This window comes from Aquirufa sp. ROCK-SH2 (assembly GCF_054558315.1).
In genome coordinates this window covers 499,474-515,537 of sequence record NZ_JBPXKB010000003.1, presented here as the reverse complement: position 1 = coordinate 515,537, position 16,064 = coordinate 499,474, and the positions used below count along the sequence as shown (strand labels likewise).

The following is a 16,064-nucleotide window of genomic DNA, read 5'->3' as shown; positions in this document are numbered from 1 at the left end:
AAATTATGTTATACCTACAAGCAAGTAACCCACAAATGATGCAAATCATTCTTTTCGGAGGAATTTTCGTCGTTTTTTACTTTTTCATGATTCGTCCACAACAGAAAAAAGCGAAAGAAGCCAAAAAATTCATTGATGAATTGAAGGCTGGAGATAAAATCGTAACGATTGGCGGCGCACACGGTACCATTGTTACTTTACGTGAAAAAACTGTTTTGGTTGAAGTTGATTCAAGCAAAGGTGTTCGTATCGTATTTGAAAAATCAGCAATTTCGAAGGATGCATCTTCTCGTTTAACAGAAGAATAAAAGATTTTTATGTCAAAGAGCCTGCCACCCATTATTGGTATTACAGGCGGAATAGGATCCGGCAAATCAATCATTTGCCGGATTTTTTCATGTTTAGGCATTCCAGTTCTTGAAGCGGATAAAATTGCTATTCAGTTAATTGAAGGTGAATTAAAAAATCAGGTCTTGGAACTGTTAGGAAATGACGCATTTGATTCGAATGGCAGATACCAAAGAAACTGGGTTCGAAAAAAAGTCATGGAAAACGCCCAGCTCTTGTCTGAACTTAATGAAATTGTGCATCCAGCTGTTAGAAAACAAGTGGAAATTTGGAAAAATGAAAAGAGCACTGCATCCTTTAAAATCTATGAATCGGCCTTATTGACCTCCAAAAACAAACCCGCATTCGTAGAAAAAATCTTGGCCATAGAATGTCCTTTGGAAGAAAGAATTACCAACATTCAACGTAGAAATAACTATAACCTAGAAGAAACCATGAAAATAATACAAGTACAACCGAGCGAAAAAGAATATCAAACTGGCGCTGACTTCATCATTCACAACAATAAAAAAACTCGTATTTGGCCACAAATAGAGGCAATATTCAAGAAAATGAGTCTTTTGATGCTGATCCTTGGAATGTTCATAACATTTTCTAGTTTGGGTCAAATCAAAGCCATGACCTTTAATATCCGAATGGATACAGAATCAGACGGAGTCAATCAATGGAAAAACCGAATTGTTATGTGTGGAGATTTAATCAAATACCATCAGGCAGACATCATCGGAATGCAAGAGGCATTTGTTCATCAAATCAAAGATGTACAAAAAGTGTTACCACAACATATTTGGTTTGGAAACGGTAGAGATGATGGAAAAGAAGAGGGCGAATTTTCACCCATTTTTTACAATAAAAACAAGTACAAAGTACTTATTCAAAAAACCTTTTGGCTATCCGATTCATGCGAAAAAGTAGGATTTGGATGGGATGCAGCATGTAGACGGGTGGTTACTTGGGGGCATTTTCAAGAAATCAAATCAGGAAAGAAATTCTTTGTTTTCAATACTCATTTTGATCATTTAGGGAAAATAGCGAGAAGGGAAAGTGCAAAGTTGGTTCTGAAAAAAATAAAAGAAATTGCTCAAAATTCCCCAACAATTTTATTAGGCGATTTCAATGCCAGTCCTGATGACGAACCTATTCAAATTTTAGTGGATGAAAACAATCCTGATAAAATAATTAATAGTTCAAAAATTAGTCGAAATGGGCATTACGGTCCAATAGGATCTTTTAATGGATTTAAATCAGAGAGAGAAAAATCTGAAATTGATTATATTTTTGTCAAAAATGGCATTAAATGTTTGCAGCATTCAACCCATTCTGAAACATGGAACAATAGGTACCCATCTGATCATTTTCCAGTAAGTGCAACTCTGATTTTACCCTAATTTCATTTTGGAATTTATGGCTTAAAAGCTAACTTGCAGTATGGAAAATTTTATTGTTTCTGCTAGAAAATATCGCCCTACACAATTCGATTCAGTTGTTGGTCAAAGTCACATTACAACTACCTTAAAAAATGCAATCAGGTCCAATCATTTGGCACAAGCATTTTTATTTTGTGGTCCAAGGGGTGTTGGAAAAACGACTTGCGCTAGAATTTTAGCAAAGACAATTAATTGTGAAAATTTACAAGCAGATGGTGAGGCATGTGGTCAATGTGATTCTTGTAAATCCTTTCAAGAAAATACTTCCTTAGCTATTCACGAATTAGATGCAGCTTCAAATAATTCCGTTGATGATATCCGTAACCTTATCGATCAAGTTCGATATCCTCCGCAAGGTGGAAAATATAAAATCTACATCATAGATGAGGTTCATATGCTTTCTCCAGCGGCTTTTAATGCTTTTCTTAAAACATTAGAAGAACCACCGAGTTATGCTATTTTTATTTTAGCGACCACCGAAAAGCATAAAATACTTCCTACGATCTTATCACGTTGCCAAATCTTTGATTTCAATAGAATTCAATGGAAAGATATGGCATCTCACCTAAATTCGATAGCTGAAAAAGAAGGTATACAAGCCGAGCCTTTAGCTCTTGAATTGATTTCTATCAAAGCAGATGGTGGTCTAAGAGATGCCCTTTCTATGTTTGATTTAAATGTTACTTTTTCTACGGACAATGTTCTAAGGCATAAAGATGTACTTGAAAATCTACATATTTTAGATAGTGATTATTATTTCAAATTAACCGACCATTTTATTGATCAAAATCACAGTGATTCATTGCTATTGATTGATGAAGTGATGAGAAAAGGTTTTGATGGTCATCAATTCATCAGTGGTTTGATGGAGCACTTCAGAAACCTTTTATTTGCAAAAGACCCAAAGACTTTGGCCTTGATGGATTTTGGAGATGAAATAAAAGTGAAATTTCAACAACAATCTGCAAAAACATCTGCATCATTTACCTTATCTGCTATGAACATTTGCGCACAATGTGAGATACATTATAAAAGCGCAAAAAATCCTAGGCTTCATTTGGAATTAAGTATTTTAAAAATAACTTATTTACCATCTGTCTACCAGCCTGTCAACCAACCTGTGGTGGAGGGCGGCGACGGAAAAAAGTCTAATACAACTACCGAAAAGGTAGTTGAAAATTCTTCTACCCCTACCGCAAATATTGTTCCTGAGAATAAACCCATTGTTGAAGGTAACATTCATGCGCCGGTAACAACTGCAGAACAACCGTCTACACTTCAAGCTAATACCAGCAAAGAGTTGGTCAAGGAAGTACAAATTCCTGCACCAACTTCTATCATTCAAAATACTTTAGCTGCGCAAAAACCAGTTTCAGGAGGAAGCGGACTCCGGAGTGCAAAAAAAATCATTGATAACAATTCTCAAAAAGAATCGAATAATTCAAATTCCAATGGGAATATCCATGAGATGAATCATCCATTTACTTTTGAGGATATCAAAAGAGAATGGCATTTCATTGCGGAAGAATTTAAGGCACATAATTTCATCAATAAATATGTGATGATGAACCGACCTTTTGAATTGATTGAAACGATACTTCATATCAAAGTAGAAAATGAGGTGCAAGTTCAACAGTTCAATGAAAATATTCGATTGGAGTTACTTTCCACTTTGAGGGACAAATTGAAAAATCAATTAATCGATATTGAATTGGATATTATTGAGTATGTAAAGAATGATAAAAGGGCATTGTATACTCAGTCAGACAAATATGAATATTTGGCAAACAAATACCCTTTATTAGTTGAAATGAAACAAAAATTTGGATTAGATCATGAATTTTAATTCTTAACGAATTTGTCCATTTCCTTTAATAATCCATTTTTCAGTTACTAATTTTTCTAAAGCAAAAGGTCCCCTTGCGTGCAATTTTTGAGTGGATATACCAATTTCAGCACCTAATTCAAACACGCCACCATCGGTAAATCGAGTAGAAGCATTCCAGTAAACAGCTGCCGCATCTACCGCTTTTAAGAAATAATTGGCTTCCGATTCATCCTCTGTGACAATTGCCTCAGAGTGCCTTGAAGAATAAGTAGAAATATGTTTTAAAGCCTCTTTCAAGGAATTAACAATTTTGATGGAGCAAGCATAATCTAAAAACTCCCTACCAAAATCAGACTCTTCAGCGATTTGAACCAATGGATAATTCAACTTTGATAATATTTCATAAGAAAGAATATCGGCATATATCGTCACATTATACTTCAATAATTCGGGCGCAATTTGTTTTAAAAATTCATCTGCCTGATTTTGATGCAACAAAATGGTATCTAACGAATTACAAACGGAAGGCCTTGAAACCTTAGCATTAACCACGACTGGGACCGCTTTTGCCAAATCGGCAAATTCACTTACGTAGGTATGACAAACCCCAGCACCTGTTTCAATGGTAGGAACCAATGACTCCTTACGAACACGTTGAATCAATGCTTCTGAACCTCTAGGTATAATAACATCAATGTATTTTACAGCAGTTAGCATCGTACTTACATGCTCACGATCTGTCGGCATCAAACGAACTAAATCAGTTGAAAAACCGCATTTACTTAAGGCTAAATGAATTATTTTAACTAAAACAGCATTAGAATGCCAAGCGTCTGTTCCACCTCTTAAAACGACAGCATTACCAGATCGAATACAAAGTGCCGCAACGTCGATTGTTACATTAGGTCTTGATTCATAAATAACTCCAACAACGCCTAAAGGGACTGCTACTTTTTCTAATAACAAACCATTTTTCAAGGTTTTAGAAAGTAAGCTTGTGCCAGCTGGATCGGGTAAAAGCGTAATATCTCTTACACTACTAGCTAATGATTTTATTCTATCTTCATTTAACAGCAAACGATCTCGCATGGGATCTTGAGAATTCATTTTTTCTAAATCCTTTGCATTTTCTTGGATGATTTCATTAGAATGCTCTTCTAGACTAAGTGCGATTTCAAATAATATCTGGTTTTTAGCTTCTGAAGTAGCTAAAGCAATGGAAGAAGATGCATCTTTAGTTAATGCAAACAAATTGATCATATCTGTTGTACTGAAAGTCATACTAATTTAATTTGACATACATTCCTAGGAACATATAGAAGAAAAATCGATGGATTTAAAAATCATGCCCAATGGTTAAATAGCTAACGGGAGCTTTAATTTCTCCACTTTCTAAACCATAGGCGTAATCCAATTTAAAAAAATATCCAAAAAATTCTGCTCTAGCCCCTACCCCATAACCCAATAAAAATGGATTTCTAAAATCCGTAACAGTTGCTTGAAATGGATTAGGTAGTCCACCATATACATTGGTATTAAAGCCATTCGATTTAGAAAATGGGCTAGCACCTGTCCAAGCAGAACCAATATCCGTAAATCCAATTAATTGTAAGGTATTGATAAATGTAGAACGGTTATAATCTGAGCCTAAGAAGCTTTTCACAGGAATACGCAACTCCATATTGAACAATAAATGATTGGTTCCTGATAATCGATTAACATTAAATCCACGTAAAGGACTTGCAAAATCACTCATAAAAATATCTCTTTGGGCGATACCTGATTTTCCTAAAGGATTTTCCTTATTACGAGCCTCTCTTTGCACAAACAACCAATTATCCATCCCGCCTAGCATTGTTTGTGGCGCATTATCACCAAAAATATGAGAAGCTGTAAAACGAGTCGCTAAAAATAAGTTATTCGAAATTTTAATATACTTTCTAGCATCCAATTTTACCCTAGAAAAGCTTTGAATACCCGTATTTAAACCTATTTCACTTTCGAAAGAGGCAGTCATCCGAAAACCCGTTTTCAGATTTACGGCAATCGGTTCAGTATGATCAAATGAATATTCTACTTTAGTCCCACCGTAAGAAGAAACATTTTCTGGCGTATTGAGGTAATACTGATCAAATGCCCTATTTAAGGTATAAATTCCTGAAACAGATAATTTACTTCTTAAATTGAATGGGTAAATACCTTTCATTTCAAGGCGATTATGTCGAATTTTTTGAGAATAAAGTTCCGTTTCTTGATCCAAAACCTTTCGGTCGAATCGAAAATTCCAATCAATTTTTTTAGCTAAATAAGAATATTCCCCCCAGAAATCCACATTCTTAAGATTAGCGGCTAAAAACACACCTGTTTTTATCAAATGATTCTCCATTAAATCATTCATTTTTACTTCAAAGGAATATCCTAAACCGCGAACTGGATCCGATAAAAATTGGCCCTCGGAATTATTAATCACGAATGAATTTTCATAATTAAAAGGTCCTACAATTTTTCCGGTTAGATTTTTTGCCTTTAAGGCTTGTTGCCTTTCCAAACGAGTTTTTCTTTGCTCAAAACGTCGATTTGACAAGGAAGAAAAAGTATCAACAGAATCTAAGGTGCTCGTTGAAGAACTAAAATCATCATTAAAAGCAACCCAATCAATATTGGAGATCGATTTAATTGATTCTTTAGTGATACTTTTCAATTGTTGATTTAAAATATCATTTGATTTAAATACGAGCAAATCATCAGACTGATCATAGGCCAACCAAGAACCACTGCGAATGGTTTTTTCCTTGAATGACGAGTCTTTAGGAGCGTAAATTACCCACGAATTTCCTGTAGGATATTGACTCAAAAACGTCCAAGTTGAATCTGTATTAAATCTCAAATCTTTGATTTCGCCTTCGTGATAAAACAAAGGAATAGGCTGAGATGGTTCTTCTGTATTCCATTGATAGGCCGCAGTATACTGCCCTTTCGTATTTTTTGTTTGAACTAGGGAATCTTTGATGGCTTTTGAAACGTAATAAACCCCATCAGATGCTGGCATCCAATGAGCTTCTGTTTCATCTTCAGGATCTTGAGTCACGGCAGAATATCTCGCCCGTCTCAAATCATAAATACCAAGGTCCACTTGACCATTTCGCAGGCTTCTAAGCAATAATCGCTGATTATTAGAGGATAGTTCAAAATCCAATATATTTAAATCACCTAATTTTTTTCTTGTGTCGACGCGAATATTATTCTTCCCAGCGTTTAAAGGAGCATAAGTTTGTAACCAAGTTGATCCGTCTTGGGTAAAAATCAAAGCCAACACATTGGATTTGCCCCAACTGATTAATGGACCTTTGGTACGAAATGTCTCTAAAGGATCTTTTACACTCGCCTGAAATACATTCGTTTTCTTTTTAGTGGATAAATTCAATAATTGAACATGGTACTTCGACGAAGATTCAGTAACGTAGGCAAGCCATTTCCCATCTTTGCTTAATTCAAAATCTTTGATACTTTCATTTTCCATCAAATCAACTTGAGTCAAGAGATTGATGTTGGAAGGCAAACTAGTATTTGATTCGATCGATTTATATTGATTAATATTAAATTTAGCCCAATCCTGTAACATTTTAGCAAATGGTTTTTTCAAAGTACTTGAAATACTGGATTGTTCATTTCGAATGATTCGTGTCAAATTTAAAATATTACTAATTGGACTTATTCCATACATTTTAACAATATAAGACCAAATGGATTGTCCCAGCCATTCCGCTTCTTGACCTCTTGCGATGGTTAATTTGCGAATTTTATTATTCGCGATGACTTGATAGGCAAATTGATTCATTTCAGGTGTATCACCTTCTGCTATATAGGCAGCAATTCCCAAAATATACCAATCAGAAACAGACAATAACAGTGAATTTTGGAGAGCATCTTTAATACTACCTCCAAAAAGCATGTCATGTACATACACTTTTACTACTTCTTTAATCAACTTTTTCTTGAAATCAAGCAAATTTTCCTGAAAAGCGATTTCAATTTTAAATTTAGAATAATTCTCTTCTCTTATTTCAGCAACTGAAGACAGACTGACACCGCTATTGCTTTGAAATAATTCTTCATTCGATGGATATAAAAAAACCTTTGTTTTTTCGAAAGGAGAATAACCGAGGGTGTTCGAAATTCGTGTAAAATCACCGTCTAAAATACGTAATGCATTCCGAGCTAATGATTCATTTTTACCGTAAAAATAGACTTCAAAATTTTGGCTTGATAAGTATTTCCAATCAAACTCGTGATATTGAATTCTCGTTTTTTCAACTTTTCTTTGAGTTGGATAAAAATCTTGGGCAAGCGTGGTTAGCGACAAGCTAAAGAGCAATAACAATAAAAAGGATTGTAAAGTCTTCCTCATTTGCAGTATTTTAAAAGCAATAAGTCAAATTTAATGATTTATACTGAAAATAAATGGTAAAATCGACGAATTGATGCCTCCTCATGTATCATATTCTTGTTTTGAAATTCGTCCAACCATTGTTGAGCAAAATAAGGTATTAATGAAACTCCTTTGGAACCAAAACCATTGAAAATTGCCACAGGAAGATTAGGATGAAAACCTACAAAGGGACGACGATCTTGCGTGGCAGGACGTACACCACTGATCAATTCAAGGGCAGTATATTCATCTATTTGAAATTGCTGTAATTTCTTTTCTAAGTCGGGCAAAGCATTTGTATGCGGCAAAGAACTTAAATCATCCCATCGATAAGTGGCGCCCACTTTAAATTCATCTTTTGAAATGGGTAAAATAAATCCATTTTTATTCAGAATGTAATCTGAAGATAGTGTCTTGTTTTTAAATCGCAACAACTCCCCTTTGGCAGGTAAAAAATTCAAATGCCCAAAATAAGGATTATGGTGATGGCAATGGAAACCTTCACAAAAAACAATTTGAGAAAAACATTCAGAACCAATCTGAATTGAAGCATTTTCTTCCACAAATTCTATTGAATCAAAAATTACCTCTTTAGAATAAAAGACTCCTTTTTTGACAAAATAATCTTTGGAAAGACTTAATAATTTCGCAACATCTAACCAGCCTGTTTTTTCAACCCAAACCCCATCATCCGTCCATTTCAAAAATGCATTATCAATCTCACTTTTTCTATCCAATAACCATTTCTTCATTTCAGCATTGGCAAAAGGGCGAAAAAGAGGCATCGGATGAAAAAAAGAATCATTTAATTCCTCTTCTAATTGCTGATAAAAAGGAAAAAGGTAGTCAAATAATTCATTGGCTAACCAAGTTTCTTCCAATTTTCTGCCGGTAACTGGATTGAAAATACCTCCTGCAGCCATGGAAGAGGTAAAATGTGTTTTTGGAGAATCCCAAATTTGAAAAGGGAGATTAGCTCTGTGTAAATGATGAGCCAAAACAGTACCTGCAAGTCCTTGACCTACAATTAAAACAGGAAAATCTTTCTTATTTGATTTCACTTTGTACACGACGTACTTGTTCTAGGACAAATTCAACCTGCTCATCTAAACTGCGATATGAAGTATCTAAATCTACTGCATCAACAGCCCTTCTTAAAGGACCTTCTGAACGATTAGAGTCGATTTCATCCCTAATTTTTAAATTTTCAACAATTTGTTCCAAGGGCAAATCTTCGCCTTTTTGTAATAATTCAAGCTTTCTTCGTTGTGCTCGAATTTCAGGTTTAGCTGTCATGAAAATTTTCAATTCAGCCTTCGGAAAAACAACTGTACCAATGTCTCTTCCGTCCATCACAACCCCTTTAGATTCCCCCATTTTTTGTTGCTGAGCAACCATCGCATGGCGAACAATAGGAATGGCACTTACTTGGCTAACCATATCAGAAATATACATTTTTCTAATTTCAGCCTCCACATTTTCGCCATTCAAAATGGTATCGGATGCTTGACGTTGGGCATTAAATTGAAAAGTAATATGTATATGTTTTAATGCTTCTTGAACTTGTTCTAACTGGTTTATATCAATTTGATGACGAAAAAAATACAAAGCAACTGCACGATACATGGCACCAGAATCAACAAACACATAGGATAATGCTGCTGCAACTTTTTTGGCAGTGGTACTTTTTCCACAAGAAGAAAAGCCATCTAAGGCAATGATAATTTTCGACATCCGATTAATTAAAAAAATGATGAATGGTCTCAAAGCATTTTTCTGACTCTTCATAAGCAGATTGATGTGCTGATTGAGAGAAAACAACCATTTGATGCAAGTTAGAATTTAATTGTATACATTCTTGTATATCTGCCTTAGAAATCATTCCATCCAAAGCTCCATGTATGAATAAAAAAGGGATAGAGGTTGCTTTTAATAATTCCCGACCATCCATTCGATTTTTCATTGCTATGGTAGCAGCAATTAAGCCCTCAGCAGATAAAGTTTGATAACGCTGAATGAGCGTTTGAATAACAGTTGGATTTTTTTCGGAAAATTCGCTTGAAAATAAATTGGGAACAAAGGGTCCGATGAATTTTTCTACACCCACATTCTGAATAAATGTGGCCGTTTTATCTCGATTCAGCTTCTTTTCATCTGAATCAGGAAAGGCGGTAGAATTTAACATCACTACTTTCAAAATACGGTCCGGGTATAATTTTGCTAATTCAAGTGCAATATACCCACCCATTGAATGCCCTACTATATTAAAAGTTGATTCTGCAGGTAAAGAATTCATCAATTTATGTGCATAATCTGACAAATGTTTACAATCTGTCCAATGGGCAAAATCGGGACAAAAATAAGAGCTCTTCCATTCAAAATGGGGAAGAAAATCATCCCACATTCGATGATCTTCTCCAAATCCATGTAAAAAAATAATTGATGGAGAGCCCATATAAACTATTTTAAGCGACTCCTTTTAATTGATGAAAAACGGTTTTCTCAAACTTTTCTTTGGCATAAGAAAGACTAACATCAAAAGCAGCTAAATTTTCTTGAGAAGGAATTTCAAACATCGCATCCGTCATGATCGCTTCTAAAATAGAACGTAAGCCTCTTGCTCCTAACTTATATTCCATCGCTTTTTCCACAATGTAAGCCAAAGCATCTTCTGAAAAGGTCAATTTAACATTTTCCATCTCAAAAAGCTTTTCATATTGTTTTACCAAAGCATTTTTTGGCTTGGTTAAAATGGATAATAATGTTGAACTATCCAATGGATTCAAATAGGTTATCACAGGCAAACGACCTAATAATTCAGGAATTAAACCAAATGATTTTAAATCTTGGGCAGTAACATATTTCATGATTTGATCTTGTTCAAACGATTCATGAAATGTGTCATCTCCAGAGAAACCAATGGGTCTAGAGTTTAAACGTTTTGCAATATGGCGCCCAATTCCATCAAATGCACCACCACAGATAAATAAAATATTTTCCGTATTGACTGCGATCATTTTTTGGTCTGGATGCTTTCTTCCACCTTGAGGCGGTACATTGACAATAGAGCCTTCCAATAATTTCAATAAAGCTTGTTGAACACCTTCACCCGACACATCTCGTGTAATGGAAGGATTATCTGATTTACGCGCTATTTTATCTATCTCATCAATGAAAACAATACCATTTTCTGCTTTTTCTACATCATAATCTGCTGCCTGAAGTAGTCGAGTCAAAATGGTTTCTACATCTTCACCCACATAACCAGCTTCCGTAATTACGGTCGCATCTGCAATGCAAAAAGGCACTTGTAATTTTTGTGCCAAAGTACGAGCTAAATAAGTTTTACCAGTTCCCGTTTCACCCACCATTAAGATGTTAGACTTTTCAATTTTAACATCGTCGTTAGAAGGAACCTGCATCAAACGCTTATAATGATTATAAACAGCCACAGATAAATGCTTTTTAGCTTCATCTTGACCGATGACATATTCATCTAAATGTTTTTTCAGATCGATGGGTTTAACTAATTCAAAATTCTTTTTGCTGGTTTTAGTTTTGGAAGATTTAAAACCTAATTCTTCTTGAACTACTTTATAACCTTGTTCTAAACATGATTCGCAAATTTGTCCATCAATTCCAGACAAAAGAATGCCAACTTCATTTTTAGAACGACCACAAAAGGAACAATTATTATTTTTTTTGGAACTTGCCATTATTACTTAAACAGTACGCGTTAAAATTTCATCAATTAGACCGTATTCTTTCGCCTCAGCAGCTTTCATCCAATAATCACGGTCACTATCTCTTTCTATCTCTTCAAAAGATTTTCCAGAATGCTTCGCTAAAATTTCATATAATTCATGACGAATTTTCACGATTTCACGAGCAGTAATTTCAATATCACGACTTTGGCCTTGCGCTCCACCAGAAGGTTGGTGAATCATTACGCGAGCATGCTCCAAAGCAGAACGTTTTCCTGCAGCACCACCAGCTAAAAGCACAGCCCCCATTGAAGCGGCTAATGAAGTACAAACAGTTGCCACATCTGGACGGATATAATTCATCGTGTCATAAATACCCAAACCTGCATATACAGAACCACCTGGGCTATTGATATACATAACAATATCTTTTTTTGCATCCGTTGACTCCATAAATAATAATTGAGCAACGATGATATTGGCCATATAATCATCTACAGGTACACCCATAAAAATGATACGATCCATAATCAAACGAGAGAAAACATCAATTTGAGCAAAACGCATAGGTCTTTCCTCAATGATGTATTGAGTCATATCTTCAATTTGATGTAATGGACGATCACCTATATGATTCATGTATTGATCCACCGCTAAGCCATTTAGGCCTCTGTGGTGAACAGCATATTTACGAAATTCTTCTCCTGATAATTCCTTTGGATACATAGTATGTAAAGTTTAAGATTCAAATTTAAAATAAGTTTCGGATATATTTATTCCAATGAAGGCTCTAACACAAAACACGAAAGCTTAGTTCACAGAAAACCCCGCAAAAACGGGGTATATCTGAAATTATATGTGACAAAAATTTTACAGCGCAGCTGCAATTTCTTTGAATTTATCTACATCAATTTTACTCACTTTATGAGGTACATTTTCAACTAACACTGTAGAAACTTTGTCTGCAAATGCTTGGTTATATAAATTCATAAAGTTGTCTGATTTCGATTTATCGCTCAAATAACCCATGGCAATTTTCTCAATCATCTCATCAATTCCCGGTTGATCAGCAGATAAATAACCTCCAAATTGTTGACGAACCATGTCTTTTGCTTTTTCTACTACCTCAGCATAATCTACTTTAACATCAAATTTTTCTGCAATTTGGTTTTTAATCAAATTCCAACGGATATCTTTCTTTACGTTATCAAAGTCAGCCTCAATTTGATCTGGAGTAAATTTTCCTTCGTTAATACGAATCAACCAAGTTTTCAAGAAATTCTCTGGTAAATCAATTTTAATTTGCTCCAAAAGTGCTTTTTCAGCATCTATTTTCAACAAATATTCTGCTTCTCTCTTGTAATTCGACTGAATGATTTCTGTTACTTGCTCTTTGAAAGATGCTTCGTCAGTTGCTTTTCCAGGACCTAACACTTTATCAAAAAATGCTACATTTAGTTCCGAAGGTACTGAACGTGTAATGTCTTCCACTACGTATGAAACTTCACCTGACAAATCTGCTACTTCCTCCTCTTTCTTACCTGTTGCCAAAGCCAAAGACTTTGCATCAACAAATACCTTATCAATCGCGAATTTCAATGTATCACCTACTTTCGCGCCAATGAAAATCTTTTTAGATTTCTCTACGATAGCATGCATCGGAATAGCTGACTTTTCTACCCAATCTCCTTGTGTAAAAGTTCCAAATACCAAATCACGATCTTCTACCGACTCAGGATGAGTTTGCTCACCAAATTGCTTTTTCAAATTTTCGATGGTCTCATCGATTTCTTTCTTATCCGCTTTGATTTCGTAAGAGGTAATTGTTTTGATTTTAGACAAATCAACAGTAAAATCTCCGTGAAAACCTAAATCATAATGAAAAGTAAATTCAGTATCTTTTTCCCAATCGATGGAATCAGCTTCGTCTACAGCAGGTAAAGGCTCGCCTACCAAGTTCAACTTATTTTCTTTGATATAATCACTTACTTCGTGACCTAGCAAATGATTAATTTCATCTACTAAAGTAGATTGACCATATAATTTCTTTACCAAAGGCATAGGAACCATTCCAGGTCTAAATCCTTTAATACTAGCTTTTTTACGGTAATCTTTTAATTTTTTGTCAACTTTTTCTTGGTAATCTGGACCAGAAACTACAACCGTCAAACGACCTTCTAAATCATTTGTTTTGTTGAGTGAAATATTCATAAGGAAATGTTTAAAAATTTCTATTAAAAAAAGCCCCCAAAACCTTTCGGTGTTGAGGGCTTGCCGATGGGTGTACGGGCGGAGGGACTCGAACCCCCATGCCTCGCGGCGCCAGATCCTAAGTCTGGTATGTCTACCAATTCCACCACGCCCGCTTATAATTGGAGGGGCAAAGGTAATTAGCAATTTTTATTATTCCAAAGATGAATCGAAAATTAAATCATGAATATTGAAAGTTTCGTCGCAAATCCAAAAATATAAAGTACAAAGTATCTATTTTTGTGAGCAATCAAATAAACTATGTCAGAAATAAGACCTAACTGGAAAAAATGGTACGCCACACTATTAGCGTTTCTGATTGCTATTATCTTGTTTTTCCTTCTTTTCAGTCAAATTTACCAATAAGATGCAACACTTAGATTGGCTCGTATTAATGCTTACCATTGGTGGAATTGTTGCCTACGGAAGTTGGAAAGGAAAACAATCGAAACATTCTTTGCAAGGATTTTTACTAGCGGATAGACAAATGCCTTGGTATCATATTTTATTATCTGTCATGGCCACACAGGCCTCAGCGATTACTTTTTTATCTGCTCCAGGACAAGCTTACACGGATGGTATGCGATTTGTTCAATTCTACCTTGGATTACCATTAGCGATGATTATTTTGTCCATCACTTTCATTCCGCAATATTATCAACTCAAGGTTTATACAGCCTATCAATTTTTGGAAGAGCGATTTGATGCAAAAACAAGAATACTGACTAGTTTATTATTTTTAATACCCAGAGCTCTTTCCACGGGTGTCACCATTGCAGCCCCTTCTATTATATTATCAACTTTGTTAGGTTGGGATCTTACCTGGACAAACACCATCACTGCCATTGTTGTTACGGGATATTGCATCTTAGGTGGATCCAAAGCAATTTCCTATACCCAAATGCTCCAAATGTCTGTTGTATTGGCAGGAATGGTCTTGGCAGGAGTTTTCATTGTATGGAACTTGCCCAAAGAAATTGGAATGAATGAATCTCTACATATTGCTGGAAAATTGAACAAAATCAATTTAATCAATTGGAAATTCGACCTAAACGATCGGTACAATATTTGGTCCGGAATTATTGGTGGATTCTTTTTACAATTATCATATTTCGGAACAGATCAAAGTCAAGTTGGAAGATACTTAACTGGCCAATCCGCTACAGAAAGCAAAAAAGGATTGTTGTTAAATGGTTTTTTAAAAATCCCCATGCAATTTTTCATTTTGCTGGTAGGAATTTTAGTTTTCGTGTTTTATCAATTTGAAGAACCGCCGATGTTTTTCAACAAAAACACAGAAAAAGTTTGGAAAGAAAATTCATCTTATACTGATCTAGAAAATCAAAAATCAACTATTTTTGAACAGAAAAAAAAGGAAGAATTAGCATTAATAACCGCACTAAAAAGTGGGAAGGATTCAGAGATAGAACAAAAAAAAGAATCGGTAAATCGATTAAATGAGTCTCAAAATCAAATCATCAAAGAAGCAAAAGAAATCTTGATGAAAGAAAATCCTAAAGTAGAAACACAAGATACGAATTACATTTTCTTACGTTTTATCACAGATTTTTTACCAGTAGGATTGGTAGGATTTTTAATCGCGATGATTTTACTTTCTTCCATGGGTTCTATGGCCTCTGCTTTTGGCTCCTTAACTTCCACAACCATGGTTGACATTTATCAACGATTTTTAGTTCCCAATGAAAGTAATCAACATTATTGGTGGACGTCTAAAATAATCACACTGATTTGGGGAATATTCTGCTTGTTTGTAGCACAATTTGCTGTGAATATGGGCAGTTTAATAGAAGTGGTTAACATCTTAGGCTCTTGGTTCTATGGCACGATTTTAGGTGTATTTTTATGTGCTTTTTATTTACCAAAAACCAAAGGAACACACGTCTTTTGGGCCGCCATCATCGCTGAAATAATTGTCATTTATGCTTGGAAAATCGACTTAATGGCTTTTCTTTGGTTAAACGTATTAGGTTGTTTGTTGGTTGTTGCGTTGGCAAAAATGATGGAGGTAGTAGGTAAGAGGTAAGATGTGGCTTCGAGAACCTCAGCCACCAAGTTTT

Annotated in this window: 12 protein-coding genes and 1 tRNA gene; 4 read left to right on the top strand and 9 right to left on the bottom strand. The window is 35.0% G+C overall.

Annotated elements, in window-relative coordinates; genetic code table 11:
• Positions 1–5 precede the first annotated feature (5 nt).
• From yajC to V7S79_RS09330, 3 genes are read left to right on the top strand one after another with little or no spacing between them, the layout of a single operon-like run.
• Positions 6–308 (top strand): preprotein translocase subunit YajC, encoded by a 303-nt coding sequence (gene yajC, locus V7S79_RS09340; RefSeq protein ID WP_459490316.1) that lies wholly within the window; start codon positions 6–8, stop codon positions 306–308.
• Positions 309–317: 9 nt separating this feature from the next.
• Entirely contained in the window at positions 318–1,736 is a 1,419-nt protein-coding gene (coaE, locus tag V7S79_RS09335; RefSeq protein WP_459490315.1) for a dephospho-CoA kinase, read from the top strand.
• Positions 1,737–1,776: 40 nt separating this feature from the next.
• Positions 1,777–3,621 (top strand): DNA polymerase III subunit gamma/tau, encoded by a 1,845-nt coding sequence (locus tag V7S79_RS09330; protein ID WP_459490314.1) that lies wholly within the window; start codon positions 1,777–1,779, stop codon positions 3,619–3,621.
• Positions 3,622–3,624: 3 nt separating this feature from the next.
• On the opposite strand, the gene V7S79_RS09325 is transcribed toward V7S79_RS09330, so the two are convergent.
• The 9 genes from V7S79_RS09325 to V7S79_RS09285 form a co-directional block, all read right to left on the bottom strand.
• The gene (locus V7S79_RS09325; RefSeq protein ID WP_459490313.1) at positions 3,625–4,884 is read right to left on the bottom strand and encodes a glutamate-5-semialdehyde dehydrogenase; all 1,260 of its coding nucleotides are present in this window, start codon (positions 4,882–4,884) and stop codon (positions 3,625–3,627) included.
• Positions 4,885–4,939: 55 nt separating this feature from the next.
• Positions 4,940–8,011 (bottom strand): hypothetical protein, encoded by a 3,072-nt coding sequence (locus tag V7S79_RS09320; protein ID WP_459490312.1) that lies wholly within the window; start codon positions 8,009–8,011, stop codon positions 4,940–4,942.
• 38 nt (positions 8,012–8,049) lie between these two features.
• Positions 8,050–9,093: an NAD(P)/FAD-dependent oxidoreductase gene (locus V7S79_RS09315; RefSeq protein ID WP_459490311.1), complete on the bottom strand. Its 1,044-nt coding sequence runs from the start codon at positions 9,091–9,093 to the stop codon at positions 8,050–8,052.
• Positions 9,080–9,766 (bottom strand): (d)CMP kinase, encoded by a 687-nt coding sequence (gene cmk, locus V7S79_RS09310; protein ID WP_459490310.1) that lies wholly within the window; start codon positions 9,764–9,766, stop codon positions 9,080–9,082. Before cmk ends, V7S79_RS09315 begins: the two co-directional genes overlap by 14 nt.
• 4 nt (positions 9,767–9,770) lie before the next feature.
• Positions 9,771–10,487, bottom strand: coding sequence for an alpha/beta fold hydrolase (locus V7S79_RS09305; protein ID WP_459490309.1), 717 nt, complete (start codon positions 10,485–10,487; stop codon positions 9,771–9,773).
• A gap of 10 nt (positions 10,488–10,497) precedes the next feature.
• Positions 10,498–11,748 (bottom strand): ATP-dependent Clp protease ATP-binding subunit ClpX, encoded by a 1,251-nt coding sequence (gene clpX / locus V7S79_RS09300; protein WP_459490308.1) that lies wholly within the window; start codon positions 11,746–11,748, stop codon positions 10,498–10,500.
• Between the two features lie 6 nt (positions 11,749–11,754).
• Positions 11,755–12,462 carry a ClpP family protease gene (locus V7S79_RS09295; protein WP_459490307.1) on the bottom strand — a complete coding sequence of 236 codons (708 nt, stop codon included), beginning with the start codon at positions 12,460–12,462 and terminating at the stop codon, positions 11,755–11,757.
• A 144-nt stretch (positions 12,463–12,606) separates the two neighbouring features.
• Positions 12,607–13,947 (bottom strand): trigger factor, encoded by a 1,341-nt coding sequence (locus V7S79_RS09290; protein ID WP_459490306.1) that lies wholly within the window; start codon positions 13,945–13,947, stop codon positions 12,607–12,609.
• A gap of 73 nt (positions 13,948–14,020) precedes the next feature.
• Positions 14,021–14,102: transfer RNA gene (locus V7S79_RS09285), tRNA-Leu, on the bottom strand.
• A 251-nt stretch (positions 14,103–14,353) separates the two neighbouring features.
• Between V7S79_RS09285 and V7S79_RS09280 the strand changes: the two genes are divergently transcribed.
• Positions 14,354–16,030 (top strand): sodium:solute symporter family protein, encoded by a 1,677-nt coding sequence (locus V7S79_RS09280; RefSeq protein WP_459490305.1) that lies wholly within the window; start codon positions 14,354–14,356, stop codon positions 16,028–16,030.
• Positions 16,031–16,064 lie beyond the last annotated feature (34 nt).